This window comes from Streptomyces albofaciens JCM 4342 (genome assembly GCF_008634025.1).
GTDB lineage: Bacteria > Actinomycetota > Actinomycetes > Streptomycetales > Streptomycetaceae > Streptomyces > Streptomyces albofaciens.
In genome coordinates, this window is sequence record NZ_PDCM01000002.1 from 2,377,682 (window position 1) to 2,404,083 (window position 26,402).

At 72.6% G+C, this 26,402-nt stretch carries 19 protein-coding genes; 6 read left to right on the plus strand and 13 right to left on the minus strand.

Annotation, left to right across the window (positions count from 1 at the left end):
* Nucleotides 1-9: 9 nt before the first annotated feature.
* Together CP973_RS30315 and CP973_RS30320 are read right to left on the minus strand one after the other, a co-directional pair.
* Entirely contained in the window at nucleotides 10-1,251 is a 1,242-nt protein-coding gene (locus CP973_RS30315) for a CobW family GTP-binding protein (protein WP_150247058.1), read from the minus strand.
* 58 nt (nucleotides 1,252-1,309) lie between these two features.
* On the minus strand, nucleotides 1,310-2,476 hold the full coding sequence (locus CP973_RS30320) for a citrate synthase/methylcitrate synthase (protein WP_150247059.1): 1,167 nt from the start codon (nucleotides 2,474-2,476) through the stop codon (nucleotides 1,310-1,312).
* A 403-nt stretch (nucleotides 2,477-2,879) separates the two neighbouring features.
* On the opposite strand from CP973_RS30320, the gene CP973_RS30330 reads away from it, so the two are divergent.
* The 5 genes from CP973_RS30330 to CP973_RS30350 all read left to right on the plus strand — a co-directional run bounded on the left by CP973_RS30330 (nucleotide 2,880) and on the right by CP973_RS30350 (nucleotide 8,949).
* Nucleotides 2,880-4,217 (plus strand): citrate/2-methylcitrate synthase, encoded by a 1,338-nt coding sequence (locus tag CP973_RS30330; RefSeq protein WP_150247061.1) that lies wholly within the window; start codon nucleotides 2,880-2,882, stop codon nucleotides 4,215-4,217.
* A gap of 83 nt (nucleotides 4,218-4,300) precedes the next feature.
* Nucleotides 4,301-5,353 carry a sucrase ferredoxin gene (locus CP973_RS30335; RefSeq protein ID WP_150247062.1) on the plus strand — a complete coding sequence of 351 codons (1,053 nt, stop codon included), beginning with the start codon at nucleotides 4,301-4,303 and terminating at the stop codon, nucleotides 5,351-5,353.
* Between the two features lie 47 nt (nucleotides 5,354-5,400).
* Nucleotides 5,401-6,180, plus strand: coding sequence for an SDR family oxidoreductase (locus CP973_RS30340; RefSeq protein WP_150247063.1), 780 nt, complete (start codon nucleotides 5,401-5,403; stop codon nucleotides 6,178-6,180).
* Between the two features lie 352 nt (nucleotides 6,181-6,532).
* Entirely contained in the window at nucleotides 6,533-8,278 is a 1,746-nt protein-coding gene (locus CP973_RS30345) for an ATP-binding protein (protein WP_150247064.1), read from the plus strand.
* Nucleotides 8,275-8,949: a DUF7342 family protein gene (locus CP973_RS30350; protein WP_150247065.1), complete on the plus strand. Its 675-nt coding sequence runs from the start codon at nucleotides 8,275-8,277 to the stop codon at nucleotides 8,947-8,949. The genes CP973_RS30345 and CP973_RS30350 overlap by 4 nt, the downstream gene beginning before the upstream one ends.
* Before the next feature lie 69 nt (nucleotides 8,950-9,018).
* On the opposite strand, the gene CP973_RS30355 is transcribed toward CP973_RS30350, so the two are convergent.
* The 4 genes from CP973_RS30355 to CP973_RS30370 form a co-directional block, all read right to left on the minus strand.
* Nucleotides 9,019-9,696 (minus strand): response regulator transcription factor, encoded by a 678-nt coding sequence (locus CP973_RS30355; RefSeq protein WP_150247066.1) that lies wholly within the window; start codon nucleotides 9,694-9,696, stop codon nucleotides 9,019-9,021.
* Nucleotides 9,693-10,883 (minus strand): sensor histidine kinase, encoded by a 1,191-nt coding sequence (locus CP973_RS30360; RefSeq protein ID WP_150247067.1) that lies wholly within the window; start codon nucleotides 10,881-10,883, stop codon nucleotides 9,693-9,695. Before CP973_RS30360 ends, CP973_RS30355 begins: the two co-directional genes overlap by 4 nt.
* Nucleotides 10,884-10,956: 73 nt before the next feature.
* Nucleotides 10,957-11,445: a DUF1453 domain-containing protein gene (locus CP973_RS30365; protein ID WP_150247068.1), complete on the minus strand. Its 489-nt coding sequence runs from the start codon at nucleotides 11,443-11,445 to the stop codon at nucleotides 10,957-10,959.
* 166 nt (nucleotides 11,446-11,611) lie between these two features.
* Nucleotides 11,612-13,732, minus strand: coding sequence for a DNA gyrase/topoisomerase IV subunit B (locus CP973_RS30370; RefSeq protein WP_150247069.1), 2,121 nt, complete (start codon nucleotides 13,730-13,732; stop codon nucleotides 11,612-11,614).
* Between the two features lie 445 nt (nucleotides 13,733-14,177).
* Here CP973_RS30370 and CP973_RS30375 point away from each other — a divergent pair, with 445 nt between their 5' ends.
* Nucleotides 14,178-14,408 (plus strand): DUF7455 domain-containing protein, encoded by a 231-nt coding sequence (locus CP973_RS30375; RefSeq protein ID WP_003981845.1) that lies wholly within the window; start codon nucleotides 14,178-14,180, stop codon nucleotides 14,406-14,408.
* A 207-nt stretch (nucleotides 14,409-14,615) separates the two neighbouring features.
* On the opposite strand, the gene CP973_RS30380 is transcribed toward CP973_RS30375, so the two are convergent.
* The 7 genes from CP973_RS30380 to CP973_RS30410 all read right to left on the minus strand — a co-directional run bounded on the left by CP973_RS30380 (nucleotide 14,616) and on the right by CP973_RS30410 (nucleotide 26,312).
* Nucleotides 14,616-15,431 (minus strand): S1 family peptidase, encoded by an 816-nt coding sequence (locus tag CP973_RS30380; RefSeq protein ID WP_150247070.1) that lies wholly within the window; start codon nucleotides 15,429-15,431, stop codon nucleotides 14,616-14,618.
* Nucleotides 15,432-15,582: 151 nt separating this feature from the next.
* On the minus strand, nucleotides 15,583-17,133 hold the full coding sequence (locus CP973_RS30385) for an RNA polymerase sigma factor (protein WP_150247071.1): 1,551 nt from the start codon (nucleotides 17,131-17,133) through the stop codon (nucleotides 15,583-15,585).
* 584 nt (nucleotides 17,134-17,717) lie between these two features.
* Entirely contained in the window at nucleotides 17,718-18,674 is a 957-nt protein-coding gene (locus CP973_RS30390) for a FadR/GntR family transcriptional regulator (RefSeq protein WP_244410112.1), read from the minus strand.
* A 161-nt stretch (nucleotides 18,675-18,835) separates the two neighbouring features.
* Nucleotides 18,836-21,121 (minus strand): ABC transporter ATP-binding protein, encoded by a 2,286-nt coding sequence (locus CP973_RS30395; protein ID WP_341874866.1) that lies wholly within the window; start codon nucleotides 21,119-21,121, stop codon nucleotides 18,836-18,838.
* A gap of 338 nt (nucleotides 21,122-21,459) precedes the next feature.
* Complete coding sequence (locus tag CP973_RS30400) at nucleotides 21,460-22,224, minus strand: NUDIX hydrolase (RefSeq protein ID WP_150247072.1); 765 nt, start codon at nucleotides 22,222-22,224, stop codon at nucleotides 21,460-21,462.
* Between the two features lie 48 nt (nucleotides 22,225-22,272).
* Nucleotides 22,273-24,360, minus strand: a complete 2,088-nt coding sequence (locus CP973_RS30405) for a glycogen debranching N-terminal domain-containing protein (protein ID WP_244410114.1) — start codon at nucleotides 24,358-24,360, stop codon at nucleotides 22,273-22,275.
* Nucleotides 24,361-24,473: 113 nt separating this feature from the next.
* Entirely contained in the window at nucleotides 24,474-26,312 is a 1,839-nt protein-coding gene (locus CP973_RS30410) for a DUF4192 domain-containing protein (RefSeq protein ID WP_425282035.1), read from the minus strand.
* Nucleotides 26,313-26,402 lie beyond the last annotated feature (90 nt).

Below are 26,402 nucleotides of genomic sequence, written 5' to 3' on the forward strand. Positions count from 1 at the left end.
CCGCGCGGGCTACAGCTCGTCGTATTCCTCCGGCCGCCCCGGGGCGAAGTCCGCGGGCCCATCGGGGTCCCCGGGTCCTCCTGGCTCGGGGTCCCCGGGCTCCCCCGGCTCGGGGCCCCCGGGCTCGCCCCCGGACGGTACGTACCGCAGCACCCCCCACATGCTCTCCGGCCCGGCGCGCTCCGGCCCGGTCTCCCGGCAGTCCGCCAGCTCCTTGCGCAGCGCCGCCGCGTCGACGCCGCTGCCGATCATGACGAGCTGGGTGCGCCGCTCCTCGTCCGGCTGCCACGGCGACGGGTAGAAGCGCAGGAAGTCGCCGACCGCGTGGACGGCGAACTTCTGCCGGTTCTCCGGTACGTCGAAGTGGACGAAGCCCTTGATCCGGTAGAGCCCGGCGGGCCTGCTGTCGAGGAAGGCCATCAGCCGGCGCGGGTTCATCGGCGCGTCCGAGACGAACTCCACGCTCTCGTAGGCGGCGTGGAGGTGCTGCCCGTGCCCGTGGCCGCACCCGTGCTCGCGGCACTCCGGCCCGTCGCAGACATGCTCCCCGGTCGCCTCCCCGCCCGCCGCGGCCTCCGCGTCCGCCTCCGCCCGGATCAGATCCTCGAAGGAGAGCTGGCGCACCGCCTCGTCCGCCTCGTCGCGCGGCTTGCGGTCGAAGAACAGCTCCGGGTCGATCCGCCCGTACGCGGCCGGCACGACCGGCGTCCCCGGGCTCAGCTCGGCGAGCGTGTCCAGGAGGGCACGCTGCTCCGCCGCCCCGATCCGGTCGGCCTTGTTCAGGACCACGAGGTCGGCGACGGCCACATGCCGGTCGATCTCCGGGTGCCGGGCCCGGGTGGCGGCGAACTCGGCCGCGTCCACGACCTCGGTGAGCCCGCCGTAGACGATCCGGTCGTTCTCGCTGGCCAGGATCATGCGGATGAGTTCCTGGGGCTCGGCCAGCCCGCTGGCCTCGATGACGATGACGTCGATACGGGCCGCCGGGCGGGCCAGGCGCTCCAGGTACTCGTCCAGTTCGCTGGTGTCGACCGCGCAGCACAGGCAGCCGTTGCCCAGCGAGACCATCGAGTCGACCTGTCCCGCCACCGTCATGGCGTCGATCTCGATGGAGCCGAAGTCGTTGACGACCGCGCCCACGCGGCTCCCGCCGCTGCGGCCCAGCAGGTGGTTGAGCAGGGTCGTCTTGCCGGAGCCGAGGAATCCGGCGAGCACGATGACCGGGATCTGTCGCGGGGCCTGCGGGGCCAAGGGGGCGCCTCCATCGTCGTACGTCGGTGCGGCGGCGCGCCGGCGGTCCGGTGCGCCGTCAGTTCAGCGCGGCGGGCACCGGCTGCGGCGGGGGCGGACCCACATAGCGGGCCGCCGGACGGATGATCTTCGAGTCGTCCGCCTGCTCCAGGATATTGGCGCTCCACCCGATCACCCGCGCGGCGCAGAAGGTGGGGGTGAACATCTCCCGGGGCAGGCCGCACAGCTCCATCACCACGCCCGCGTAGAACTCGACGTTGGTGTGCAGTTCCCGGCCGGGCTTCAGTTCGGCGAGAAGCGCCTCGACGCGCTCCTCCACCCGCACCGCGAAGTCCACGAGCGGCCCGCCGAAGCCGCGCGCGATGTCCCGCAGCATCCGCGAGCGGGGGTCCTCGGTGCGGTAGACGGGGTGCCCGAAGCCCATGATCCGCTCGCCCGAGCGGACGCGTTCGCGGATCCAGGGGTCGATGCGGTCCGGGCTGCCGATGGCGTCGAGGGCGTCCAGGGCCCGGCTGGGCGCACCGCCGTGCAACGGTCCGGAGAGCGCGCCGACCGCACCGGCCAGGCAGGCCGCGAGGTCGGCGCCGGTGGAGGCGATGACGCGGGCGGTGAAGGTCGAGGCGTTGAAGCCGTGGTCGACGGTGGAGATCAGGTAGCGCTCGATGGCGCTCGCGCGCTCGGGGTCCGGTTCCTCGCCGGTGAGCATGTAGAGGTAGTTGGCCGCGTACGGAAGATCATCGCGCGGCTCGACCGGTGTCAGGCCCCGGCCGAGGCGGTGGAGCGCGGTGAGGATGGTGGGCACCGCAGCGCTCGCGGTGAGGGCGTCCGCGCCGCGCTGCTTGGCGTCGATGTCGTACAGGGGCCGGAAGCCCGCGGCGGCACCGAGCAGGGAGAGCGCGGTGCGCAGGCCGGCGAGCGGACCGCTGCGGGCGCCCGCGCGGGCGATGCCGGGGAGGGCGTCGCGTACGGCTTCGGGCAGGTGGCGCAGGGGCACGGTCTCCGCCAGGAAGGCGGCGCGCTGCTCCGCGTCCGGCAGGGAACCGCGGAGCATCAGGTGCCAGACGTCCTCGAAGGTACGGCTCTGCGCGAGCTCCACGGCGGAGTACTGGCGGTAGTGGTAGAAGCCCTCCCCGCCCCGTACGTCGCCCAGTTCGGTCTCGGTGACGATCACGCCCGCGAGGCCGCGGGGGACGTCGACGGTGGGGTGTGGCTCGGTGATGGACATGGGGTGCGGCGCCTTTCTGCTTTTGGGGCTCGGTGTGTTGGGGCTGTTCCGTCTGTTAGGGCTGTTCCGGCTGCTGGTGCTGTCCCGTCTATTGGGGCTGTTCCGGCTGTTGGTGCCGTTCCGTCTGTTGGGGCTGTCCCGGCTGTTGGTGCCGTTCCGGCTGTTGGGGCTGTCCCGGCTGTTGTTGCTGCTTCGGTGGCTCTTTCTGCGCTTCCGGTTCCGCGCTCCCGGGTCCGGCTCTCGGCTCCAGCTCTCGGTTTCCGGCTTCCGGCTCCGGTCCCGTTGGCCGGCGAGGCCGTTCCGGGCATCTCCGTATTGATGTGACTGTCCATGCTTGACTCAATGGCTGTCAATATTGATTGAATCAATGCATAGGTCGACGCGAATCGATACGGTGGGAGCCATGGCGGACCAGAAAACACAGGGTGACGACGGGGCCGAGCAGCGGCTGAGCACCCGGGAGGCGGCCGAGCGGCTCGGCGTGAAGCCGGAGACGGTGTACGCGTACGTCAGCCGCGGCCAGCTGACCAGCCGACGCAACCCCGGGGGACGCGGCAGCACCTTCGACGCCGCGGAGGTGGACGCGCTCGCCCGGCGCGGCGGCCGCCGCGAACCGGCCGCTCACGGCGGCGACCTGGCGATCCGTACCGGCATCACCCTCATCGACCAGGACCACTGCTACTTCCGCGGCGTGGACACGTCCGAGCTGGCGGCCCGTTACGGCTATGAAGAGGTCGCCGACTGGCTCTGGACGGGCGTGCTGCGCCCCGGTGTCCGCTTCTCCGCCCCTGAGGACGCGCTCGCCGCCGCGCGCCGGGCCGTCGGCGCGCTGCCCGCGCACAGCGGCCCGATGGACCGGCTGCGCGTCGCGGTGGTGGCGGCGGCCTCCGCCGACCCGCTGCGTTTCGACCTGTCCGAGGACGCCGTCCTGGGTACGGCGCGCGCGCTGATCCCCGTCCTCGTGGACGCGCTGCCACACCTGGGCACCCCGGACGCCCACACATCCGCCCCGGACGCCCACACATCGGCCCCGGACGCCCGCACATCGGCCCCGCTCCCCCACCGCCTGTGGTCGCGCCTCACCCTGGAACGCCCCGACGCCCCGTCACTTCGCGCACTGGACGCGGCACTCACCCTCCTGATCGACCACGACCTCGCCGCCTCCACCCTGGCCGCCCGGGTGGCCGCCTCCGCGCGGGCGCATCCGTACGCCGTTGTGTCGGCCGGATTCGGCGCGCTGGACGGCCCCCTGCACGGCGCCGCGAGCGGGCTCGCGCACCGCATGCTGCTGGAAGTGCTGGAGCGGGGCAGCGCGGCGGCCGTGGTCGCGGACCACCTGCGCGCCGGCCGACGGGTGCCCGGCCTCGGCCACCGCGTCTACCAGGGCGAAGATCCGCGCGCTCGCGCCCTGTTCCGCCTCCTGGAGGACGTGCCGCAGGCCGGACCGGCGCTGGGCGCGGCCCGCGAAGTCGCCGCCACTGCCGCCCGCCACACCACCCTGCACGCCAACGTCGACCTCGCGCTGGCCGTACTGACCGTCTCGGCCGGCATGACTCCCGAAGCCGGGGAAACGGTCTTCGCGGTGGCCCGCACGGCCGGCTGGATCGCCCACGCGCTGGAGGAGTACGAGGAACGCCCGCTGCGCATGCGCCCGAGCGGCCACTACCAAGGACCGCGGCCGCCTCAGCCGATGCCGATGCCGCTGCCGATGCCGATGCCGATGCCGATGCCGATGCCGTGAGCAGGGTAGGGCCGGGATGGGGGTGGGTGGCGGGACAAGGGCGCCAAGTCAGGGGGGTCTCGCGACAGGTTAGGCTTACCTATGTGAGCACGTGCGCGACCGCTTCCCGCGATGCCGCCGAGCCCGTCGCAGGCACCTCGGCAACCGCCCGGACCTGGCTGCTCGTCGAACAGACCGGCCCCTGGGGCACCGAAGCGCTGACCGAGAGCCACCTCGACCCCCGCGTCGGGCGCGCCCTGGAAGCGGCCGCGGACGGCACCGGCGTACGCGTCGCCCTCATCCGCCGACCGGGCCGCCACGCCGACTGCCACGGTTCCACCGCCCGTCGCGCCTTCGTCGCGCACACCGCGCCGGGCCGCTCCTGGATGCGGACCGCCGCGATCACCGATCCCGAAGCGCTGCTGTCCCTCGACTTCGCACGCCTGGGTGCGGGCGAACACGACGGGCTCTGGGCGCCGTACGCCGGAGAACCGCTGGTCTTCGTCTGCACCAACGGCAAGCGTGACCGCTGCTGCGCCCTTCTCGGCCGGCCGCTGGCCGCCGAGTTGGCCGTCAGCGGAACCGAGGCGTGGGAGGTCACCCACATCGGCGGCCACCGCTTCTCCCCCACCCTCTTCGTGCTCCCCTACGGCTACGCCTACGGACGGGCCTCCGCCCCGCTGGTCAAGGACGCCGTGGAGTCGGCGCGCTCGGGACGCATCCTCCTCGACCACTGCCGGGGCCGCTCCGCCTGGGAACGCCCGGCACAGGCCGCCGACCTCGCCGTACGGGAACTGATACGCGAGGACCGGGCGGACGCGCTCGATGTCGTACGCACGGAAGCGGTACCGCCCTCCGGCGCCGACCGGGGAGAGGCGGGCGCGGGGCCGGAAGGCCCGAACGGTAAGCGCGCAGCCGACAAGGGCACAGCCCCGGCAACCGCCCCCGACCCTCCCGATTCACCTGCCTCCCCGGCGTGGGTCGTCACACTCGCGCACCGGGACGGCCGGTCCTGGCAGGTCACGGTGGAACAGCGCGCCGATGGCGCGCCCGCGCCGGCCAGTTGCGGATCCCCGCTCGGGCGTCCGGCCCGCATGGCCGTGGTATCCGTACGGGCCCTCCCCCACCAGTGCTTGACGCTCAGTCGGCGTTCGTGAACGATTCCGAACCGTGACGACGAGTACCGACCACAACGAACGTGCCTATGAACGCCGTTGAGCAAGGTTCTCCGGCCCGCCGTCCGCTCGCCTTGATCACCGGCGTGGGGCGCACCGTCGGTATCGGCGCGGGCATCGCCCGCCGGCTGGCCGCTTCGGGATGGGACATCGCCTTCACCTACTGGGCCCCCTATGACGACCGTATGAGCTGGGGCAGAGAGCCCGGCGCGACCGAAGTGATCAGCCAGGCCCTCGTCGACCAGGGTGCGTCCACCCTCGCGATCGAGGCGGACCTCGCCGACCCCGCTGCCTCGGCACGCGTCTTCGACGAGGTCGAACAGCGGATGGGCGGTGTCACCGCGCTGGTGATGTGCCACTGCGAGTCCGTCGACTCCGGGCTGCTCGACACGACCGTCGAGAGTTTCGACCGGCACTTCGCCGTCAACGCGCGCGCCACCTGGCTGCTCATCCGCGAGTTCGGACGCCGTTTCGCCGCGGAACGGGGAACCGGCCGCATCATCAGCCTCACCAGTGACCACACTGTCGGCAACCTGCCCTACGGGGCGAGCAAGGGAGCCTTGGACCGCATCACCCTGGCCGCCGCTCATGAACTCGCCCACCTCGGCGTGACCGCCAACGTGATCAATCCCGGCCCGGTCGACACCGGTTGGATGCCCGAGGAGGTCCGCGAGTACTGCATCCGCAACAGTCCGCTCGGCCGGCTGGGCACTCCGCAGGACACCGCGCACCTGGTGGACTTCCTGTGCTCCAGGAAGGGCGAGTGGATCAACGGTCAGCTGCTGACGAGCAACGGTGGCCTCACGTAGGCGCCGCAGACGGCAGTGGCTCCTCGGACACCCCCGGCCCCCACTCCCCCGCCGTAAATCAGCGGCACGGCCACCGCCTGAGTACGGCCTGCCGAGCGCCGGACCGGCGCTCCAGTCCCACCACCTCATCGATCCACCCCCTGAAGAGATCCTCACGGACGGAAGCCCCGCCGTCACGATGTGAGACTAAGCAGTCACTCTCGGCTCCCGAAACCCCTGTGGACAACCGCCGCACCCCTTGTCCACAGGGCTTGCCGAGCGCCGGTCGCCGTGCTGCCTCTCCGGACCCCGACCAAGCCCCGAACCGTGCTCTCACCTGCCCGGTCTCAGCCTTCGCTTACTGTTCGTTCGTATGGGTGCCAAGGACGAGATCAACGCGCGGCCGGGCGCGGGCCGGGCCGCCGGTGGCGGGCCCCGCGCCGCGCTGTCGCGCCTGCGCGCCCGTCTGGGCTGGCCGCGCCGGGTCTTCGCGCAGGTGCTGCTGATGCAGCTGGCCATCGCCACCGGCGTCACCGCGCTCGCCACCGGTCTCTTCCTCGCCCCGCTCGGTGCGCAGCTCGACGACCAGGCGATGCGCCGCGCTCTGGCCATTGCCCAGACCACCGCCGCCGAGTCCCGCCTCGACGACGCGCTGGAGAGCTCCCGGCCCGGGCGCACCGGGCCCGTGCAGAACGAGGCGGAGCGGATCCGCCGGGCGACCGGGGCGGAGTACGTCGTGATCATGGACGTACACGGAGTGCGCTGGTCCCACACCGACCCGGGCCAGATCGGGCGGCATGTCTCCACCGACCCCGGCGACGTCCTGGCGGGCCATGAGGTCATGGAGATCGACGAGGGCACCCTCGGCCGTTCCGCGCGCGGCAAGGTCCCGCTGCGGGACGACCAGGGGCGGATCGTCGGCGCCGTGTCGGTCGGCATCGCCTACGAGAACGTGCAGCAACTCCTGCTGGCCACCGTGCCGCAGCTGCTCGCGTACGCGGGCGGGGCGCTCGCCGTCGGCGCGCTGGCCGCCTATCTGGTCGCCCGGCGGCTCCAGCGCCGCACCCATGACCTGGCCTTCTCCGACATCTCCGCGCTGCTCGCCGAGCGGGAGGCGATGCTGCACGGCATCCGGGAGGGGTTCGTGGCGCTCGACCGGCACGGTCGCATCCGGCTGCTGAACGACGAGGCGCAGCGGCTGCTCGACCTGCGCGCCGAGGACACCGGCCGGCCGCTGGAGGAAGCGCTGCCGCCCGGCCGTACCGCGGAGGTCCTGTCCGGCCGGGTGCGCGGCGCCGACCTGCTCACCGTCAGCGGACAGCGCGTCCTGGTGGCCAACCGGATGCCGACCGACGACGGCGGGGCCGTGGTGACGCTGCGGGACCGTACCGAGCTGGAGCGGCTGGGCCGCGAGCTGGACGGCACCCGCGGTCTCATCGACGCGCTGCGCGCCCAGGACCATGAGCACGCCAACCGCCTCCACACGCTGCTCGGCCTCCTGGAGCTGGGACTGCACGAGGAGGCCGTGGAGTTCGTGACCCAGGCCGTGGGCGTCCACCGGGCGACCGCCGAGCAGGTCACCGAGCGGGTGCACGATCCGCTGCTGGCGTCCCTCCTGGTCGGCAAGGCGACCGTCGCCACCGAGCGCGGCGTCTCGCTGGGCATCGCGCCCGACAGCCGCCTGCCGGATCGCGTGGTGGACCCGCGCGGCCTGGTCACCGTCCTGGGCAACCTGGTCGACAACGCCCTGGACGCCACGGCCGGCCGCCCGGGAGCGCGCGTCGAGGTGGAGCTTCGCGCCGAGGGGCGCACCGCCGTGGTGCGCGTCCGCGACAACGGGCCAGGGGTGCCCGCACCCCGGCGGGCGGAGATCTTCACCGAGGGCTGGACGACCAAGGAGCCCCCGGCCCACGGGCAGCGCGGCATCGGTCTGGCACTCGTACGCCGTCTGGCCGAGCGGTACGGAGGTACCGCCGAAGTGGGCGACCGCCCCGGAGGAGGCGCGGAATTCACCGTCACCCTCCCGGACGCGCTGTCCGACGCGCTCTCCACCGGCCCGGAAGCCGCCGATGCCACCCACGCCGCAGGAGTCACGGACGACACAGGAGCCCCCCGATGATCGACGTACTGGTCGTGGACGACGACACCCGGGTCGCCGAGATCAACGCCGCGTACGTCGCGAAGGTCCCGGGCTTCCGCGTCAGCCGCCTCGCCCACTCCGCCGCCGAGGCACTGGCCGCCCTGGAGACGGCGCCCGTCGATCTCGTCCTGCTGGACCACTACCTCCCCGACGAGACCGGCCTCCAGCTCGTGTCCCGGCTGCGGCAGCGCGGCGTCCAGACCGACGTGATCATGGTGACCGCGGCCCGTGACATCGCGACCGTCCAGGCCGCCATGCGCCAGGGCGCGCTGCAGTACCTGGTCAAGCCGTTCACGTTCGCGGGGCTTCGGCACAAGCTGGAGGGATACGCGGCGCTCCACCGCGCCTTCGAGGGCGGCGGCCAGGCCGAACAGTCCGAGGTCGACCGGATCTTCGGGGCGCTGGGGTCCGCCGGCGCCGGGCCCGCCGAGCTGCCCAAGGGACATTCGACGGCGACCGCCGACCGCGTACGGTCCGTCCTGCGCACGGCCGACGCACCGCTGTCCGCCCAGGACGTGGCCCGCCAGGCGGGGCTCAGCCGGCAGACCGCGCAGCGCTACCTCAAGCTCCTCGAACGCGCCGGGCGGGTCCGTCTCAGCCTCAGATACGGCGAGACCGGGCGCCCCGAGCACCGCTACCTCTGGGTCTGACCCGATCTGGGACTGACCCACTCAGGGCCTGACCCACTCAGGGCCTGCCCCGATCAGGTTCCGACCCGATCAGGTGATGGACGATTCGGGCGGTTGTGCGAGACCGTTGCGGTAGGCGTAGTGGATCGCCTGGGCCCGGTCCCGCAGCCCGGCCTTGGCGAAGAGGTTGTTGATGTGGGTCTTCACGGTCGCGTTCGAGACGTGCAGCGTCCGGGCGATCTCCGGGTTGGACAGTCCCTCGGCGACCAGCCGCAGCACCTCCACCTCGCGTGCGGTCAGGCCGTCCGGGGCCGCGGACGGTGTCACCGCGGCGGCGGGCCGTTTGGTCTCGGCGAACCGCTCCAGCAGCCGCCGCTGCACCTTCGGCGACAGTCCCGCCTCGCCCGACAGGACGTCCTCGACGGCCCGTACGATCTCGTCGCCGTCCGCGTCCTTGGTCAGGTAGCCGCGGGCGCCGGCCTCCAGCGCGGGGAAGAGGTGGTCGTCGTCGGCGTAGGTCGTCAGCACCACGACCTCGGTGCCCGGGTGTTCCGTACGGATGCGCCGGGTGGCCTCGACGCCGTCGCAGCGGGGCATCCTGAGGTCCATCAGGACGACGTCGGGGGCCAGTTCGGCGGTGAGCCGTACGGCCTCCTCGCCGTCCCCGGCCGAACCGACGACCTCGATGCCCGGCAACAGCCCCAGCAGCATCACGATTCCCTCGCGCACCACGGTCTGGTCGTCCGCGACCACCACCCGCGCCGTCATGCCGGCACCCGCAACCGCACCACGAAACCCTCCTCTTCGGGGCCGGAGACCAGCGTTCCGCCGAGGAGTTCGGCGCGCTCCCGCATCCCCAGCAGACCGTACCCGGAACCGGTCGAGCCGAGATCATCCGGGGCACCCGGCCCGCCGCCGCGCGGCTTCCTGCGCGCCCCGGAGTTCCGCACCTCCAGCTCGACTTCGCTCTCCGTGTAGTCGAGGCGTACGGTCACCCGCGCGCCCGGCGCGTGCTTCCGTACGTTCGTGAGCGCCTCCTGCGCCACCCTGCGCAGCGCCAGAGCGGCCTCGGGGGAAAGCTGGCGCCGCTCCCCCGTCACCTCCAGGCGGGCGCCCTCGGCAGCCGTCAGGTTGTGCAGGTAGTCCTCCGTCGGAGCCATCTCGCCGCGCAGTGCCGACAGGGCCTGCCGCGTGCCGTCCAGCCCCTCCCTCGCCATGCCGCGCGCGGCCACCACCCGCTCCAGGATCTGCTGCCGCTCCGCCTCCAGGTCGTCGCTGCGCTGGATCAGCAGCCGCGCCGCTTCCAAGTGCACCAACTGCGCACTCAGACTGTGCGCCAGTACGTCATGGATCTCGCGGGCGATACGGCTCCGCTCGGCCAGCGCCGCCGTCTCGGCCTCGGCCTTGCGGGCGGCCCGCTCCTGGGTCAGCAGCCGCTGGGCGTTCCCCCGCGCCTCCGAGTCCAGCCGCAGCACGTACCCGGCCAGTCCGAGCCCGATGACGGTCGTCGCGGTCGACAGCCAGTCGTCGGGGCTGCGCAGGGTGTACGCACCGAGGGACACGGCCATGGCCGGCAGCGCGGCCGCCAGCGGCAGCCGCTCCATCGAGATGACGGCGGTGGCGCCCCACACCACGGCGGCCGGCGCCCTCGCGCCCTCCAGGTGGAACCAGAGAGCGCCGGCCTCCAGCAGGGCCAGCAGCCCGAGCGCGGGCCACAGCCGGTGCTGGAGCGTCGTACGGAAGAAGCCCCACAGAGCCAGGCCGCACAGCGCGACCGTGGCCAGCCCCAGGGCCACGCCCGCACCCCGGAACTCCCGGTTCGACAGGGCGCTCCACAGCAGGGCGGCCATCACCAGGACGCGGATGCCCCGGCCGATCCAGAGCCGGGTCGTGCTGAACCCGGCTCGGGACAGTGCCTCCCGCAAGGGCCAGCTCGTCCAGATACTCAGCGGCACAAACGATCCTTCCGGCGTGGGGCTCCCGGGGCCCGGCCGCCGGTGCGTGCGGCCGGAGCGCGGGCACGTGGCCTCAGCCACTGGCAGCGACACGGTACGACGGCCGCTGCGTTTGTGCCCGCCAGGCCATGGTGCCCGTCCGGGCCAGCAGCGTGGCGGCCACGGTCAGCATCGTGGCCTGGCTGCCCAGGTGGATCCCGGCCAGCAACCCCACTCCGTACAGACCGAACCGCAGGGCCGCGCCGAGTACCCAGGCGACCGCGGTCGCCGGACGGCCCGCCGCCCAAAGCGCGCCGTCCTCACCGGTCCAAACGCGCATCGTCCACGCCCAGGCCGCGCCGGTGAGCAGTCCGAGGACGACCCCGAGGACCAGCAGGACGACGGACCCGACGGGGTGCGCGCTGTCGAGCAGGCCCGGTTCGCGCACCGCCAGCACCGCGAGGATGCCGGGGAGCAGCCACCAGCGCCGGCCGTCCGTCTCCAGCCGCTGCGGTTTCAGCTGCCGTACGACCACCAGCGCGATGATCGCGACGATGACGAGAACGTTGAGCGAGCCGCTCATGACCTGGGCCTCCGTGGCACGGGAACAACAACGGTCCCGACGCTACGGAGCGCGGCCCACCGCCCGGATCGGCGCACGGGTGGGTCCCGGGTGGAAACGGCGGCGGGCGCCTCTCCACCCGTGGGTGGACAGGCGCCCGTACCGGCGTGTGCCGCGCTTCTTCCCGTCAGGTGTCGATGCGCGAGCGGTCGAGGGTGGCGGCGGAGCTGGTGATGAATTCGCGGCGGGGGGCGACTTCATTGCCCATGAGCAGGTCGAAGACCTTCTCGGCGGCTTCCAGCTCGCCGATGTTGATCCGGCGCAGGGTGCGGTGGCGGGGATCCATGGTGGTCTCGGCCAGCTGGTCGGCGTCCATCTCGCCCAGACCCTTGTAGCGCTGGATGCTGTCCTTGTAGCGGATGTTCTTGCGCTGCAGCTCCAGCAGGGTCTGGCGCAGCTCGTTGTCGGAGTAGGTGTACACGTACTTGTCCTGGCCCTTCTTGGGCTGGATCAGCTCGACGCGGTGCAGCGGCGGCACGGCGGAGAAGACCCGGCCCTGTTCGACCATGGGGCGCATGTAGCGCTGGAAGAGGGTCAGCAGCAGGGTGCGGATGTGGGCGCCGTCGACATCGGCGTCCGCCAGGAAGATGACCTTGCCGTAGCGGGCCGCGTCGATGTCGAAGGTACGGCCCGAGCCGGCCCCTATCACCTGGATGATCGCCCCGCACTCGGCGTTCTTGAGCATGTCGGAGACCGAGGCCTTCTGCACGTTCAGGATCTTGCCGCGGATCGGCAGCAGGGCCTGGAACTCCGAATTGCGCGCCAGTTTGGCGGTGCCCAGCGCCGAGTCGCCCTCGACGATGAACAGCTCGCTGCGCTCGACGTCGTCGCTGCGGCAGTCGGCCAGCTTCGCCGGCAGCGAGGACGACTCCAGCGCCGTCTTGCGGCGCTGCGCCTCCTTGTGCTGCCGCGCCGCGATCCGGGTACGGGCCGCCGCCACGACCTTGTCCAGCACCGCCCGGGCCTGCTGCTTGGCGTCCCGCTTGGTGGAGGTCAGGAACGCCTTGAGCTCCTTGGCGACAACCTGGGCGACGATGCGGGAGGCGGCCGAGGTGCCCAGCACCTCCTTGGTCTGCCCCTCGAACTGCGGCTCCGCCAGGCGCACGGTGACGACCGCGGTCAGGCCCTCCATGGCGTCGTCCTTGACGACATCGTCCTCGGCCACCCGCAGCAGCTTGGCCGCGCGCAGCGCCTCGTTGACCGTCTTGGTCACCGAGCGCTCGAAGCCGGAGACGTGGGTGCCGCCCTTGGGGGTGGCGATGATGTTGACGAAGGAGCGGACGGTGGTGTCGTAGCCGGTGCCCCAGCGCAGCGCGACGTCCACGCCCAGTTCCCGGGTGACCTCGGTGGGCGTCATGTGTCCGCGCTCGTCGAGGACCGGCACGGTCTCCTTGAAGGTGCCCTGCCCGGACAGGCGCAGCACGTCGCACACGGCCTTGTCCTGGGCCAGGTACTCGCAGAACTCGCTGATGCCGCCGTCGTAGCGGAAGGTCTCCTCCACCGGGCCCTCGCCCTCCAGGCCGCGCTCGTCGCGCACGACGAGGGTCAGGCCGGGCACCAGGAAGGCGGTCTGGCGGGCGCGGGCGTGCAGCGTCTCCAGGGAGAGCTTGGCGTCCTTGAGGAAGATCTGGCGATCCGCCCAGTACCGCACTCGCGTACCCGTACGGGTCTTGGGGATGCGCTTGCCCTTGAGCAGGCCGTTGGCCGGATCGAAGGGGGCGTCGGGGCCGGACTCGGTGAAGATGCCGGGCACGCCGCGCCGGAAGCTGATCGAATGGGTCTTGCTGTTGCGGTCCACCTCGACGTCCAGCCGGGCGGACAGGGCGTTGACCACGGAGGCGCCGACGCCGTGCAGACCGCCGGAGGCGGCGTACGAGCCGCCGCCGAACTTGCCGCCGGCGTGCAGCTTGGTCATCACGACCTCGACGCCGGACAGGCCGGTCTTGGGCTCCACGTCCACCGGGATGCCGCGGCCGTTGTCGCGGACCTCCACCGAGCCGTCGTCGTGGAGGATCACCTCGATACGGTCACAGTAGCCGCCCAGGGCCTCGTCGACGGAGTTGTCGATGATCTCCCACAGGCAGTGCATCAGACCGCGGCTGTCCGTCGAGCCGATGTACATGCCCGGGCGCTTGCGGACGGCTTCCAGTCCTTCCAGGACGAGCAGGTGCCGCGCGGTGTAGTTGGAACCGTCCCGGTCTGCCCCGGTCAGCACTGCGGTGGACGGCACGGACATCTCGGCGGTCACGCGGTTCGCTCCTCGCTGAATTACTGGCGGCCCGCATTCCGCGGACCCGGTCGTGGCGGTGTCGCCGGTCAGAGCGTACCGAGGCCCGGTAGAGCCGAAGTGACGCCACCCGTGACGACGGCCATGGTAGTAGACTTTCGCTCACGTGTTCGATCCCTCGAAGGGGTGAGAGCGCGGTGACGCGCACATCACGTTCCCTTCGAGGCATGAACCATTTAGGCTCCGGGCACGTCCTCTTGAACAACCGGCAAGCCAGCCGGGAGGACAAAGCCCAGCAACCAACGTGAATCAGACCACCACGCAATACGGCTCATTCGCCGCCACCCGGCAACACCCGGCGTCCTTGGAAAAATTTTTTCAGGGAATAGGCACGAGCGGGAACGTTTTCGGCCTGGTTGGATGTTGACCCTGGTACGACAGCTCGTCGAGCTAGAGAAGAGGCGACGTGACTACTGTTCTGACCCCCGCGAGCCCGCTGACGGCCGCTGACCGCTGCGACCGCTGCGGCGCCCAGGCATACCTGCGCGTCGTTCTGATGTCCGGCGGCGAACTGCTCTTCTGCGCCCACCACGGCCGCAAGTTCGAGCCAGAACTCAAGAAGATCGCCGCGGAAATACAGGACGAGACGGAGCGGCTGACCGCCTCTCCCGCGTCTGCTTCCGATGAGGAACGCTGACACATCGCATCCGACGACGAGCGACAGCGGCCTAGGGCCGTGTGGCGGGCGGCTTCCCGGAACCACCGGGAGGCCGCCCGCACTCGTCTGCCCCCGCGGCCCCGGCAGTGACGGGACGGGACACACCCTTGGGCGCCGCCTGTGGCGTCCTGAGGCCCCGCGACCGGCCACCCCGGCTTCCCGCCCGGCCCGCCCGCGCCACGGCGCTCAGCCGCCACCATGGGCGGCCACATGCTTCATCATCGCCGAGATGCGCGTATAGACGCCCGGCTTCGCCGCCTTCCCGCATCCGGTTCCCCAGGACACCAGCCCGATCAGCCGTCCCCGCGCCACCAGCGGTCCGCCACTGTCACCCTGGCAGGCGTCCCGGCCACCCTGCGGCGTCCCCGCACACAGCATGGAATCAGCCAAATACTTCCCGTCCGCGTTGCCCGGGTATGCCCTGCTACAGGCCGCGTTCGAGTACACCTGCACCTGCGCCGACCGGAGCGTGGCCGCGTACGTCCCGTTACCGGTCGTATCGCCCCAGCCGTACACATCCGCCTTCGTGCCGGCCCGGTACGCGGCGTCGCCGGCCTTGGCCATCGGCAGGGCCCGGCCCTTCGGCTGCTGCCGGCCGAGCGTGAGCACGGCGATGTCACCGGCGTTGCTGTAACTGTCGTACGTCGGGTTCACCCACACCCGCTGCGGTACGAACTCCTGCCCGCCGCGGCCTCGCATGTCCTCGCGTCCCGTGATGATCCGCAGGTCCCTGACCCGCTGCCACTCCACGCCCAGCACCGCACGGCTCAGACAGTGCGCCGCCGTCACGACCGTCGCGCGACCGACCAGAACACCGCCGCAGAACTGGCCCGACCGGTCGTTCCCGAAGCGTGAGCGGGAGCTGATCGCGACCATCCACGGGTGGTCGGAGACCTTCACCGGCCGGCCTCCCACCACCGACTCGTCCGCCCGCGCGGTGGTGACCGGCACGGCGAGGACGAGGGCGAGCGCCCCGAGGGCGGCCCGGACGAAAGCACGCATACACGCTCCTGACTGTGCGGAAGTGTTCGCACACCCAGGGTGAGTCAGTCGGACGCATCGCGCACCCGGACACACCGCGGGCCCGGCCCTCCCGAGGGAGGACCGGGCCCGCGGTGCACTCGGACGGCCGTTAGGAGCGTGAGCCCCCGAATCAGTCCAGGTAGTCGCGCAGGACCTGCGAGCGCGACGGGTGGCGCAGCTTCGACATCGTCTTGGACTCGATCTGGCGGATGCGCTCACGCGTGACGCCGTAGACCTTGCCGATCTCGTCCAGCGTCTTGGGCTGGCCGTCGGTGAGGCCGAAGCGCATGGAGACCACGCCGGCCTCGCGCTCGCTGAGCGTGTCCAGGACCGAGTGCAGCTGCTCCTGCAGAAGCGTGAAGCTGACCGCGTCGGCCGGCACGACCGCCTCGGAGTCCTCGATCAGGTCACCGAACTCGCTGTCGCCGTCCTCGCCCAGCGGGGTGTGCAGCGAGATCGGCTCGCGGCCGTACTTCTGGACCTCGATGACCTTCTCGGGGGTCATGTCCAGTTCCTTGGCCAGCTCCTCCGGGGTGGGCTCGCGGCCCAGGTCCTGGAGCATCTGGCGCTGCACACGGGCCAGCTTGTTGATGACCTCGACCATGTGGACGGGGATACGGATCGTCCGGGCCTGGTCGGCCATGGCGCGGGTGATGGCCTGGCGGATCCACCACGTCGCGTACGTGGAGAACTTGTAACCCTTGGTGTAGTCGAACTTCTCGACCGCACGGATCAGACCGAGGTTGCCCTCCTGGATCAGGTCCAGGAAGAGCATGCCGCGGCCGGTGTAGCGCTTGGCCAGCGAGACCACCAGACGGAGGTTGGCCTCCAGGAGGTGGTTCTTGGCGCGGCGGCCGTCCTCGGCGATGATCTCCAGCTCACGCTTGAGCTTCGGCGCCAGCTTGTCGGAGTTGGCCAGCTTGTCCTCGGCGAACAGGCCCGCCTCGATGCGCTTGGCGAGTTCGACCTCCTGCTCGGCGTTGAGCAGCGGGACCTTGCCGATCTGCTTGAGGTAGTCCTTGACCGGGTCGGCGGTGGCACCGGCCGCGGCGACCTGCTGCGCGGGGGCGTCGTCCTCGTCGTCGTCGGACAGCACGAAGCCGGCGTTCTCGGCGCCCTCGGGCACCTCGGCGGCCTCGCCCTTGCCCGCGGGCGCCGCTTCCTCGATCGGCTCGTCCTCGAGAAGGTCGTCGACGTCCTTCTTGGCGGCGGTCTTCTTCGCCACGGTCTTCTTGGCGGCGGTCTTCTTCGCGACCGTCTTCTTGGCCGCGGCCTTCTTGGCGACCGTCTTCTTCTCGGGACCGCCCTCGGCCTCGCCGTACGACGTGTCGCCCAGCGGGGCGGCCGCGGTGGTGGTGGCCTTCTTCACCGTGGCGGTCTTGGCCGCGACGGTCTTGGTGGCGGTGCGCTTCGCCGGACTCTTCGCTGCGACGCTCTTGCGGGTGCGCTTGGGCGCCTCTGCGGCACTGACCATCAGCGTCACACCCTCCTCGTCGAGGATCTGGTTGAGGCTGCGCAGAACGTTCTTCCACTGGGTTGGCGGAATCTGGTCAGCCTCGAAGGCCCGACGCACGTCATCGCCGGCGATCTGCCCATCAGCCTTTCCCCGCTCGATGAGCGCCATCACTGACTCGGACTCGGCGATCTCCGGCGGGAGCGTACGGGATGTGCTGGCCGACACGAACAACCTCTCGGAACGATGGGAACGGCTTCCGACCCCGTCCACGGTGGATCGGAGCCGACGACCGCCGGCGGGGATGGACCGACGGCGCAGGGGAAGCCGGGGAGTTGAACAGCGCCGAAAGCGCCGCTCGCATTCCCTCCTCGGCTATCACCTCTTAAGTCATCGCGCCTCCCCGGCGAGCGTTACGCCCAATCTGCGTGGCCCGAGTCACACCGCATAACGGAACATTCCCCCCTCTACGGGGCGCAATCCTCCCAAGCAAACGCCGGGCCCGGATCGCGCTTCCGGGCCCGGCGGCCTGACGTACTTCGGCTCACGCCGCACCGCTCGCTCGCGGCGGCGCACTGTCGCGGGCCACACCCGCGCCGGCACGCTCCGGCGGCGTCCGCACGCCCTGTGCGCCCCCATGCACTCCGCGCGCCTGGCGTCCGCTCCCCGCGCCTCGGGCGGACCGAACGTTTTCAGACGTTCCGTCCCGCGCGGACGCGCCTCCCGTCCTGTACGGGCGCGCGCTCCTCAGCCGGCCCTCCCCGGCCGGTACGGGCCCTCCAGCGGGCACCGGTCCTCGGTGGCGCGGGCCCTCAGTGCTCGCGGGGCGGCGGGACGGTGTGGTCCCCGGCGCCGCCGGCACCCTGGCCGCCGGCCTCGCCGTGGGCCGTCAGGAGGGTCCGCATCGCGGCCTCGGCGCCCGGGGCGTCACCGGCGCCGATCGCGTCGACGATCCGCATGTGCTGGCCGACGGACTTCTCCGCGGGGCGCTCGCAGCCGCCGGACGGACCGCCCGAGACGTGCAGGGCGGAGGTGACGATGCCGGAGAGGTGCTCCAGCATGCGGTTCCCGGCGAGCTGGAGCAGCAGGGTGTGGAACTCTGAGTCGGCGCGGGCGAAGGTCAGCCCGTCGCCCTGGGCCGCGGCGTGCCCCATGATCTCGACCATGTCGGCGAGGCGCTGCTGGATGTCGTCGCGGCCGTGGCCGGCGGCGAGCCGGGCGGCGAGGGGCTCGATCGTCCAACGCAACTCGGACAGCTCCCGGCGCTGGTCGTCGCGCTGCGGGCCGTACGCCCGCCACTCGATGATGTCGGGGTCGAGCAGATTCCAGTCGCTGACCGGGCGTACTCGGGTGCCTACGTTCGGGCGGGCGCTGACCAGGCCCTTGGCCTCCAGGACGCGCAGGGACTCGCGGACGACGGTGCGGGAGACCTCGAAGCGCTGGCCGATCTCCTCGGGCACGAGCGGACGGTCGGCGCCCAGATCGCCGGAGACGATCATCTGGCCGAGCTGCTGGACGAGTTGGCCGTGCAGTCCACGGCCGCGGTTGCCCGCCGCGCGGCGGCCGGCCCGAGCCATGTCCGCATCGGTTCCGTCCCAGACGGGCGGCACGCGGTCGGCCCGCTCGGCGCCCGGCGCGTGGGCGACCCCGCCGGGGCCGGGTGCGCCCGCGGCGTTGGCGTAGGAGTAGCGGTCAAGCTCGCCCGGACCGGCGAGGCCGGAGTCGGCGGGGCGAGCCGCGGTCATCATGGTGTGCGCAAGGGTACTCACGCATCATTTGTCGGCGACGCCCCCGGACCCCTTGAGGTCTTTGGTGAAAAGCACACGAAAGGGTGATCGCCCATCCTTCCCCAATTGACGCTTTATCGGAAAGAAAGGTGCTCCCCTCGGGAGGGCTTCGACCGAGGCCGCAGCGGCCGCGCCGGCCGTGGTCAGCGGGCCCGCTTCCGCAGCGCGGTCAGGGCGTAGGCGAAGACCAGTGCGGTGAGCGACAACGTGAGCGCCCCGCCCACCGGTTGGGCCGTCAGCCGCAGCACCGTACCGACCGCCTGGTCGAAACCGGACGGCCACTGCACGAACGCCGCCGACCGCAGCCGCGCCGGGACACCGACCAGCGACCGGGCTGCCGGCACCTCCAACGCCCGCTGTACGAGCGGGAGGACGAGCACCGGTACGGCGAGCACCGCCGCCAGCCCCATCGCGGTGGACCGGAAGACACCGGCTGCCAGGACGCCCGCCCACGCGCAGCCGGCCATGAGGGCCGACCACGTGACGACCAGGACCTTCCCGTCACCGCCCGGCGGCAGCCCCGCGGCACCGAACAGGCCACGCACCAGCACGCCGTCGAGCAGCAGCGTCCCGATCGCGAGCAGCACCGCCGCGGCCCCGCTGACCAGCAGCTTGGCGGCGAGCAGGCCGAGGCGGCGGGGCACGGTGCCCTGCTCGGGCGCGAGGGCCGGGTAGCGGAACTCCTGGCCGAAGGAGAGCGCCCCGATCAGCCCGGCGGCGAGCGCGGCCGGAGGAAACGGAAGTTGACGCGGCCAGCCGGTGAGGACGTGCACCCGGGAGGTGTCTCCGGCGCGGGCCAGGACCAGCGCGAAGACCAGGGCGACGGCCAGGGAAAGGACGGCGACGACCAGACCCGCCGGATCGGTCGAGGCCCGGCGCAGCTCGTACCGCAGCGGCCACTCCGGCCCACGACCGGCCAGCCGCAGACTCACGAGCTGCCGGGCGGCGACTTCCGGGGAGGCGGGGGCTGGGGTGGGGGCGCCAGGGGGGAGGGAGGTGCGGAGGGGTTTCAGGGGTTTGAAGGTTGAGGTGCGGGTGGGGGTGGAGCGGCTCGTGAGGGCAGGTCTGTCTGTAGGGGTGGGAGAGTTTGTGGGGGCGGGAGAGTTTGTGGGGGTGGGGGTTTGGGTGGGCGGTTGAGTGGCGGCGGGGGGTGGGGCGAGGTTGACGGGTTGGGGTGGGGTGGTCGGGGTGTGGTCGGTGGTTGCCGTGGCCTCAAGCTCAGGCGTCGACGAGACGTTCGGGGCGAGGAGGGTCTCGGCGGCGTCGGGGCCCGTTGCTGAGGGGAGCGCGGCGGTCTCGCCGAGGGTGCTGCTGAGGGCAACGGTCGTGTCGGGAGTGACGGCTTCGCCGAGGTTTCCACTGAGGGCAACGGCCGTTTCGGGAGCGGCGGTCTCGGGTGCGGGAATCACGGACACGGCGGTCGCGTCGCCCGCGCTTGCGCCGTGCTCCGCGGTGTCCTGCTCTGCGTGGGCGGCGGCGCTCCGGGCGCGGCCGTCGGCGCGGGTGAGCGGGGTGACCGGCCCGGTGTCCCCCACCTCGTCGGCGAGCCGGTGCACGAGGATGCCGTGCCGGAACGCCGCGTCCCCCACGGCCGCGCAGGTGCTCCCGTAGACGGCGATACGGCTGCCGCTCTCCCGTACGATCTCGACCGCGCGGCCGGCGTTCGGATCCACGCCCGGACGGGCCCGCTGCGACTCGTCCACGAGCAGCGACGCGAGCCGGTCGGCGTGCGGCGAGCGGACGACGACACGGGGACGCAGCCGGGTACGGGCGAAGTCGGCCGCACTCTGGTCCGCCACCAGCCTGCCCTCCTCGATGGTGACGACCCGGTGGCCGAGCCGGGCGGCCGCCCGCGCGTCGTTCGAGGTGACCAGCACGGTTCCGCCCTGCGCCGCGTAACCCCGCAGCAGGCCGTGCAGCCACGCCGCCTCACGTGGGGAGACGTCGCGGGAGGGCTCGTCGAGGAGAAGGGTGTGCGGGTCGCCGAGCAGGGCCGCGGCCAGGCCGAGCCTGCGGTCCATGCCCCGCGAGAACGCGCCGAGTCTCTCATCGGCCAGGCCGCTGAGGCCGACGACGTCCAGCACGTCGTCGGCGCGCGACGCCGGTACCCCGGCCGCGGCGGTGAGCATGCGCAGGTGGCCACGCGCCGTACGGGCCGGGTGGCCGGGCACGTCTCCGAAGACCACGCCGATCTCACGGGCCGGATTCGGTACGCGGTACAGCGGGCGGCCGCGGAAGAGCGCGACACCACGGCCGCCCTCCAACTGGAGCATGAGCCGCAGGGCGGTGGTCTTGCCGGCTCCTTCGGCGCCGAGCAGGACGGTGATCCGGCCGGCGGGGGCCTCGAAGCTCAGATCGTCGACAGCGGGGCGCCGTCCTTCACGGGAGCCGCCGGTCAGCCCGATGGCCTGGATCATCTCGCCCCCCACGGGGTGCGGGACCTTACGGAAACGGCGCGGAGCAGGAGGTCGGGACTCACCTGGCCACGGTAACGCCGAGTGTCCGATTTGCCGGTAATGCCCTTCGGTTGGCTGGCATGCGTGTCACGTGTGGGCGGGGGGTGTGGGGGCTGGGGTCGGATGTTGGGGTTGAGATCGGATGTTGGGGTTGAGGTCCGGTGTCGGGGTTGAGGTCGGGTGTTGCGGTTGAGATCGGGTGCTCAGCCGTACTCCCCCGCCCGACCATGCCCCCTCGGCCGAAATCCCCGCTCGGCCGTTCTCCCCCGCTCGGCCGTACCCCCCTCGGCCGAACCCGAACACTCCCCCGCTCAGACCTCCGGGCGCAGCATCGGCGGGTTGAGCAGGGTGGCGCCGCCCGCTCTGAACAGCTGGGCGGGACGGCCTCCCTGACGGGTCGTCGTTCCTCCTGTGGGTACCAGGAAGCCCGGCGTGCCGGTCACCTTGCGGTGGAAGTTACGGGGATCCAGCGCCACGCCCCACACCGCTTCGTAGACCCGGCGCAGCTCCCCGACGGTGAACTCCTGCGGGCAGAAGGCGGTGGCGAGCGAGGAGTACTCGATCTTCGAGCGGGCCCGCTCCACGCCGTCCGCGAGGATGCGCGCGTGGTCGAAGGCGAGCGGGGCGGACTGCTCGCCCTCGCGGCCGAGGCCGCCGTCCTGCTCCAGCAGTGTCTCCACCGGGGCCCAGCGCGCGCTGTGGGCGTCGCCGCCCGCCGTCGGGGCGGGGAGGTCCGGCGCGAGCACCAGGTGGGCGACGCTGACCACGCGCATCCGGGGATCGCGCTTGGGGTCGCCGTATGTGGCGAGCTGTTCCAGATGCGCCCCGTAGGGCGGCGGCGGACCCGCCGGGCAGTGGGCGTGCAGTCCGGTCTCCTCGGCGAGTTCCCGGGCCGCGGCCGCCTCCAGGTCCTCGTCGGCCCGTACGAACCCGCCCGGCAGGGCCCAGCGTCCCTGGAACGGCGGCTCGCCCCGGCGCACGGCCAACGCGCACAGCGCGTGCTTGCGCACGGTGAGCACCACCAGATCGACGGTAACGGCGAACGGGGGGAAGGCCGACGGGTCGTAGGGAGGCATGGCGCGATCATAGTCGTCCGCCTGACGATAATCAGGCCCCGGCGCACCTCACGCCCCCAGTTGCAAGCCATTCGCGGCCTCCTCCACCAGCCCCAGGCCGAGCCTGCTGATCCGTACGGCGAACGGCTGCCCCGCGACGCTGAGCCCGGTGAACTGCATCGCGCCGAGCGGCGCGCCGCCCACCGGCCGGACCGCCACGGTCCCCGCGGGCACATCGGGGCGCACTCCGGCCAGGGCGGTCAGCGCGTGGACCGCGCCCGCGGCGGCCACGGCCGCCGGGTGACATGCGGCGGGGTGCGGCACGGGGGCCCCGTCGCGGGTGCGGTGTTCGCCCGCGTACATCTCCGGTAGCCGGTAGTCGAAGGTCTGTGCCGCGTCGAGCAGCCCGCGGACCAGGGAGCCGGCTTCCTTCTCATGACCGGCGGTGGCCAGGCCGACGGCGGCGACGGCCGTCTCGTGGATCCGCACGGCACCGCTGCGATGGCCGAACGGGTTGTAGCCGCTCTCCTTGGCCCCGAGGCCCCGCAGACCCCAGCCCGAGTCCATGGCGGGGCTGCCCAGCAGCCGGGCGAGCCGTTCCGTACGCACCGGATCGAGCAGGCCCACGGCCGACCGGCCGCCGCCGAGCAGACCGGTGTCCAGGAGGTGGGCGGCGGTGGAGCCGAGATGTGGCAGCAGGCGCCCGCCGGATGTGCGCAGCGCGGCCGGGCTGCCGCCGCTGCGGCTCTCCACCCAGAACTCCTCCCGGAACCTCGCCCGCAGCCCCGCCGCCCACTCGCGCAGCTCCGACGCGCCGGGTCTCCCGTAGCTGTCGAGGAGGTCGGCGCCGAGGAGCGCGGCCCGGTGCGCGTGTGCCTGTGTGGCGCAGCGGTACGGCCCTCCCGGGGCGGGGTCGGGGACGTAGCCGCTGCCTCCGTTCAGGGCTCCGTCACCCGACGCGTCGCCGTCGCCGACGATGGTGTGCAGCCATCTCAGGCAGCGCTCCGCCGCCGGGAGCAACTGCTCGGTCTCGCGCTCGGGCAGCCCCCAGCGGCGGGCTTCGGCGAGGACCGTGGGGAACAGCAGTGTCGCCTCGACGCCCGTGCAGCTGGGTGGTGCGTACGGTCCCGCGTCCCGCAGGCCGCCTGGAATTCGGCCGGAATCCGCCCCTGGCCCGTCGAGTTGGAGGTGCGCGAGTGTGCGCAGGGTGTGCCCCGCGAGCCGGGTGCCCAGGGGCAGCAACATGCGGGCTGCCCAGAGCGCCTCGGCCGGTGAGAGACCGCAGCGCCATGGGACTCCACCCGCGAGGTACATGTCCGTGGGGGCGCTGGGGCCGCGCATCAGCAGCCCGTGCAGATCGTCGAGACAGGTGGCCAGCAGTACGTCGGCTCGTGGGTCGTCGCACTGGAGCCGCGCCGCCGACCAGGGGCGTGGCGGCTGCTCAGCGCCGCGCGTGGCCGGGAGCGGCGGGACCGGCCCGCCGGCGAGATGCCCCACGGTCGCGTGCTCCAGCCGGACACGCACCTCGATGGTGTGGTGGCCGCCCGGCGGCAGGTCCAGTTCCCAGCGCAGGAGCCCGGCCGAGGCCATGACGTCGGAGGGCGCCGGGGTGGCGGCGACGACCGCGTACGCCCCCGCGGCGGACCACCGCAGTCCCGAGCCGTGGACGCTGGCGGGCAGTTCGGGGCCCGCGACTCCGACGGCGATCGCGCCCAGCTCGGCGAGGTCCGTGCCCAGCCGCAGCTCCACGGGCAGTCGCACCCTGCGTGGTGCGCTGCTGTGGAACGTGATCCGCTCGACGCCGTCGGCGCTCCGCACCCGTTCGAAACGGACCTCCGGGTCCGGGCCTCGATCGATGGCCGTACGGACCGTTCCGACGAACCGTGCGCGGTCCGCGGCCACGAGTCTGCCCTGTACCACGACGGGTTCGGCGCCGCCCGCGCGCAGCTCGCACCGGGACAGGACGCGGCGCCCGACGCGGTAGAAGCCATCCGTGCCCCGGCCGGTGAGCTGGCCCTGCTCGGAGGAGATGGCCAGGGCCGGCAGGGCGACGCAGATCAGGGTCCCGTGGACGGGCTGCGGTTCCGGGGGCCGGGGCGGCACCTTGGGCCGGTGATCTCCGGATGCCCGGCGGGCCGGCTGAGCGGTGGGGACCATGCCTGACACTCTCTGCGCTCCCTGCTGGGGTCTGGGCTCCAAACGGACTGCGCCACAGAGGTGAACGGCGCGGCCGGCGCCCAGGTCACGCCGGCACCGCGGTACCGGCGGGCTCACGGCCGGCTCCGGTCACCGTTGCGGCTCGTACGGCGCCTGGTCCGGCCGGTGCCCGGACGGGAGGCCGGACGCGTGGTGCCGCGCGGCCCACCCGGGCGGTCGGCGCCGCCGCAACGACCGCTCCCTCCGGGGCGACCGCTCTCGCCGAAACCGTCCGCAGCAGCGGGCCGCTCCGGTGCGACGGCGCGGTCGGCCTCCCCCGACCGGCCTGCCCCGGGCCGGGTCCCGGGCACCTGGACGGGGCCGTCCACAACCACCGGTACGGAGTTACCGCCGGACGCCAGTGCGACCTTCCCTACTGGTTCCGCGTCCGCTCGGGCGGCGCGCTCGGCGCGCTCCTCGCGCAGGCAGTGTCGCAGCGTCTCCGGGTCCAGCCCTTGGTTGATGCCGCTGTGCAGCAACTGGGCGAAGAGGCACTCGGGGTCGAGGGTCAGCGCCCTGCCGAGTGCCACGCGGGCGGACGGCTGGTCACCCGTGGCCCAGGCGACCCAGCCCGCCAGCGACAACGGTGCCACGGCGTACTCGGCGTAGCCGCCCACACAGCGGCGGGACAGTGCCTGCCACAGGCGCAGTGCGGGTTCGGCGTCGGGTCCCTCCATCCACTCCGCCGCACGGTCACGGGCGACGCGGTCCTGGAGACCGACGATGAGGCGGGCGGCCTCGCCGTCGGTCAGGAGCGCGTCGTCACAGGCGTCCCTGGCCCGCCGGCTGCCCGTGGGCGGGTCCTCGCGGAACCGGCGGACCAGCTCCCGTGCGTGCTCCACGGTCTCCGCCCGCACGGAGGCCGCCGTCCCCTCCTGAAGCATGCGCGGGACGAGCCGGTGCGCCACGGCGTCCAACGCGGACGTCTGCGCCACCGCGCGCGGGCCCGTACGCGCGGCGAGCCGGGCCTCCATCTCCCTCAAAGAACCACGGACTTGGACGCCCGCGTAAGCGGCCGCGGCGGCCATCACCGACGTGCCGGGCGGGGTCAGGGGCGTCCCGGTGGTGGGGCAACAGCGCTCGTCGGGGCAGCAGTAGGACCAGAACCGGCCGTTGGAGATGCACAGCGCGTCGAGCACCGGCACGTCCAGGGCTCCGCAGGCGATCCGCAGCCGCTGCGCGAGCGGGCGGAGGCGTTCCATGACATCCCGGCCGTTCTCGCCCTCCGCCGGCTCTTGGCAGAGGTAGACGATGATCCCTTCGGGGCGGGAGCGCCGCTCCTCACCGAGGGCGACGAGCGCGTCGGCGAGCTGGTCGGAGGCGTACCGCCACTGTGTCCGGTCGGTCGGGATGCCGAGCCGGGCCCGGCTGCCGAAGCGGCCCCGCTCGCCGTGCAGACCGACGAGGACGATGCTGTCGTCCGGGAAGAAGCCCAGAAGATACGGCAGCGCATCGGCCAGCTCGGCCGGCCCGCGCAGGGTGACCCTGGCCTCTTCGGCCCCGCCGGCCTCCCCCGTCACTCCAGTGGACTCGCACTCGGGCGTGGGCTCAGGCGGGGAAGGCGGAGCGGGCGGCGTGGGCGGACGAGATGCGGCGGCCGGGTGAGACGCGGCGGCCGGGTCGGACGAGGTGGCCGGGTGAGACGCGGCGGCCGGGTGGGACGAGGTGGTGGGGTTGGTCGGTACGGGCGGGCGGGAGTGGGCGCGGCCGTCGAGCTGAGCGGGTCGGTCGGACAGGAGCGGTCGGTCGGGCCGGTCGGACCGGTCGTGTCGAGCGGGCTGGTCCGGCTGAGCGAGCCGGCCGGGCCGGGCGAGCTGGTCGGATCGGCCGGTGCTCCGGCCGGGCCGCCGGGCGGACTCGCCGGAGCGGCGGGGCGGTTCGGGCTGGCTGGGCTGTTCGCTGTGCTGGTTCATGGCTCGAAGATCCCGCGAACCACCACACCGCCGCGACCCCTGTGGATAACTCAGGGTGACGGAAGTTGTCCACAGGCTCGGGCGGCGGTT

What these genes read in the sequence shown, in the direction of transcription:
- CP973_RS30355 (WP_150247066.1), bottom strand. Translation starts at nt 9,696, where the DNA reads ATGACGGCGCGGGTGGTGGTCGCGGACGACCAGACCGTGGTGCGCGAG.
- CP973_RS30330 (WP_150247061.1), top strand. Translation starts at nt 2,880, where the DNA reads ATGGCGGACCAGAAAACACAGGGTGACGACGGGGCCGAGCAGCGGCTG.
- CP973_RS30320 (WP_150247059.1), bottom strand. Translation starts at nt 2,476, where the DNA reads ATGTCCATCACCGAGCCACACCCCACCGTCGACGTCCCCCGCGGCCTC.
- CP973_RS30405 (WP_244410114.1), bottom strand. Translation starts at nt 24,360, where the DNA reads ATGGTCCCCACCGCTCAGCCGGCCCGCCGGGCATCCGGAGATCACCGG.
- CP973_RS30365 (WP_150247068.1), bottom strand. Translation starts at nt 11,445, where the DNA reads ATGAGCGGCTCGCTCAACGTTCTCGTCATCGTCGCGATCATCGCGCTG.
- CP973_RS30340 (WP_150247063.1), top strand. Translation starts at nt 5,401, where the DNA reads ATGAACGCCGTTGAGCAAGGTTCTCCGGCCCGCCGTCCGCTCGCCTTG.
- CP973_RS30410 (WP_425282035.1), bottom strand. Translation starts at nt 26,312, where the DNA reads ATGAACCAGCACAGCGAACAGCCCAGCCAGCCCGAACCGCCCCGCCGC.
- CP973_RS30380 (WP_150247070.1), bottom strand. Translation starts at nt 15,431, where the DNA reads ATGCGTGCTTTCGTCCGGGCCGCCCTCGGGGCGCTCGCCCTCGTCCTC.
- CP973_RS30400 (WP_150247072.1), bottom strand. Translation starts at nt 22,224, where the DNA reads ATGCCTCCCTACGACCCGTCGGCCTTCCCCCCGTTCGCCGTTACCGTC.
- CP973_RS30350 (WP_150247065.1), top strand. Translation starts at nt 8,275, where the DNA reads ATGATCGACGTACTGGTCGTGGACGACGACACCCGGGTCGCCGAGATC.
- CP973_RS30345 (WP_150247064.1), top strand. Translation starts at nt 6,533, where the DNA reads ATGGGTGCCAAGGACGAGATCAACGCGCGGCCGGGCGCGGGCCGGGCC.